Source organism: Helicobacter sp. 10-6591 (assembly GCF_003288805.1).
Lineage (GTDB): Bacteria > Campylobacterota > Campylobacteria > Campylobacterales > Helicobacteraceae > Helicobacter_F.
Window position 1 is genome coordinate 1 of the sequence record NZ_NHYK01000038.1, and the last position, 2,833, is coordinate 2,833.

At 36.8% G+C, this 2,833-nt stretch carries 2 protein-coding genes; both read right to left on the reverse strand.

From position 1 onward, the window contains the following. Positions 1-2,262 (reverse strand): hypothetical protein (locus CCY97_RS08025; RefSeq protein WP_146744538.1); only part of this gene is annotated, 2,262 nt, incomplete at its 3' end. Between the two features lie 107 nt (positions 2,263-2,369). Then, positions 2,370-2,687, reverse strand: coding sequence for an SH3 domain-containing protein (locus CCY97_RS08030; protein WP_146744539.1), 318 nt, complete (start codon positions 2,685-2,687; stop codon positions 2,370-2,372). Positions 2,688-2,833 lie beyond the last annotated feature (146 nt).

Consider the following 2,833-nt stretch of genomic DNA (forward strand, 5'->3'; position numbering starts at 1 on the left):
TGCATAACTAGAACTCTGAGACAACAGATCATTTCTTATAGTAGTAGCATTTGCATACAAGTTTGCATTCTTATAACTTCCCAAAGAAGAACTTGCTCTGTCTTTATGATGCAAAAAAGAAAGAGTATTCAATGCATTCCCCATAACAGTATCTAAGAATGTAGCTCTTGCAGTAGCTGTAGCTATAAGTGTTCTGTTCAATGCAGCTGCTGCTGTCTTAGAACCATCTATATTAGCAACAAGACCTCTTAAAAGATCACCTGTTATAGTTACTGCTCCATTGCCATCACTTGTCTTTACTTGAGTATGTGCTACTGCTTGTGCTTTTTGGCTTCCTTGTATAGCTTCTGCTACTTTGGTGATATCTGTATTGGTTTCACTTATTGTGAGTTTTTCTAAAGTTATATTGCCGCCATTACCTTCAAATTGGACTGTTTTCAGATTGCCACTGCCATTGTCTTGATTCTCTAACTTCCAATCTAGGATTTTTATACTGCCGCCGCCATCATTTTTGATTACAGTTTTATTACCCACTGTTCCTTTGTTATCAATTTCTAAAGTTCCAGTGCCCTTATTTGTGATATTGCCTTTGAGTGTTCCTCCACTTTCATTTTTCACTACTCCTTCTATTTTGCCTTGTTCACCTATTACAAGTACATCTCCACCTTCATTTGAGCCTAATTCGCCTTTATTTATAATCGCAGCAGTCTTGCCTTTCAAAGTACCATTTACTTCAATCTTACCTGTGAGTTGGTATTTATCGCTACTTGAGCCATTCTTATTATCTTTACCTAGTACCAAACCACTGCCATTTATTCCTTCTACTGTAGCATCTTGTGCTATCGTTAGATTTCCAACTACTGTCTGATCTTTGTCTCCATTATTTTTGCTTATATTTATTCCATTTTGTTCACCTCTGATTATTCCTCCTTGCTCTATTTCTAGATTGGTTATAGTTGTGTGTAAAGTACCTTCAGCATTAAAGAATGCTATGCCATCTTTCTTGCCTTCTATGGTTCCAGAATTTTTAAGATTATTTATAGTCCCACCTTCTATGAAGACTCCATATTGTCCACCTGTGATAGTGCCTTTATTCTGGATGTCAGCGTATATCGGATTTTTCTTATCAACAGCAGCAACTACAATACCTGCGGAATAATCTCCATTATTTGTTCCATTTGTTATTGTTATCGTGCCTTCGTTTATGATGTTTTGGATAGTCATAAAATCACCAACCATATAGATTCCAGCATTTCCAGCTTCAATAGTGCCTGAGTTTTTAATAGTTCCAATATTGATATTATTTTTCCCACCACTGTCTCCAGCTTGTCGGGCTAATGAGATTCCAGCTCTCTTGCCTTTGATAGTTCCTTTGTTTTCAAGGCTTTGGATACTAGAAGTTTTACCATTGCCAGCTTGCACACGGATTGCTGCATGTACCTGATGTGCATTACTATGCTTGAAGTCATTTTGGCCGTTTAAGCCATTACCTTGGCTTTGAGTATCAATAAGGCCATTGGTGTCATTGATAAAGTTTGTGATAGTACTATCATTTAAATACACTGCATGGTTCTTTTGTGCCTTTATCGTTCCAGAGTTTGTAAAGTTTGTGATAGTAGCATTGTAGAGATCTATGCTTCGGCCACTACCATCACTCTCATTCTCTATCGTTCCTTTGTTATCAAAGCTTGTGATAGTTGTGTTGTAGAAGGTTAAAGCTTCTTTTTTTGCCTTTATAAGCCCAGAGTTAGAAAATGTGGTTATGGTGTTGTTGGTTCCTCTCACTTTAATGGCCACTTCATTGCTGCTTTTGATAGTCCCCTCATTGATAAAATTTTGGATAGTTTTGTTGCTTCCTTCAACATTGATTACTGGATATTGTTCTGTGTTTAGTGTACCTCGATTGGTAATTGTTGGAATCATGTAGCTATCATTTTCTTTTTCTTTGCCTATGACTAAAAGACCACCATCACCTTGTAGAGAAGTTCCGCTTTGTATTAAAAGTGAGCTTAGAGTGCTGTTTTGTTGTCCTTGAGTTACTTCGATTCTGCCTCTGGCGCTATTGCCATTAGCGGTAATGGTGGTTACACCAGATTGACCACTTTGCATTGAGTTTTGAATCTGTATTGAATCTCCCTTTGCAATTCCCCAGCTAAACTTTTTTTGCTGTTGTTGTGCTGTCACACTCGAAGCAGATATACTTAAAGATAAAGCTGCGACAACTGATATTTTTATAGGTGAATTTATTGTTGTATTTCTCATAGTTATTCCTTTATCAAAAATTGAACGCTGAACTTTCGTATTAATTTGGTTAATAATGAGAAAAACAAAAATATACTTAGTTTTATATATAAACGTTTCGTAACAAACTAGGTAAAAACACGAAAATCAGAATCTCTGTATCCTATTCTTGCTCGTGTGTAAAAATTTCCAGCAGAATCTTTAACCACCACCTTATCAGCACTTGGCGTTACATAGTTTTTAAACCCCTGTATTTTTGCAGAATCTGCCTCACTCACCAGCCCTATATCACTCACTTCTACCCACCCATACACAAATCCAGCCTGTATATGAGCAAAGCGCAATGAGGTATCAAAATGTGTGATAAGAACAGGCGTACCAGCAAAGATAAGAGAGTTTTGCCATCTGTCAAAGGGATAGCCTGTTTTCTTAGAAAACTTCGGCATAAGAGTAGGCACTGCTCTGACATTTGTAGTTTTGGTAATGATGCCTTTACCACATAAAATTCAACTTCATATAACCAGTATGCTGTGTAAGCTTAGAGTTAAAGGTAGTGTTGTAGTTAAATGTTATATAAAACCTTTCATCCAAA

Bases quoted from the DNA above. Each gene is read 5' to 3' on its own strand.
- CCY97_RS08030 (WP_146744539.1), bottom strand. From the start codon at position 2,687: ATGCCGAAGTTTTCTAAGAAAACAGGCTATCCCTTTGACAGATGGCAA.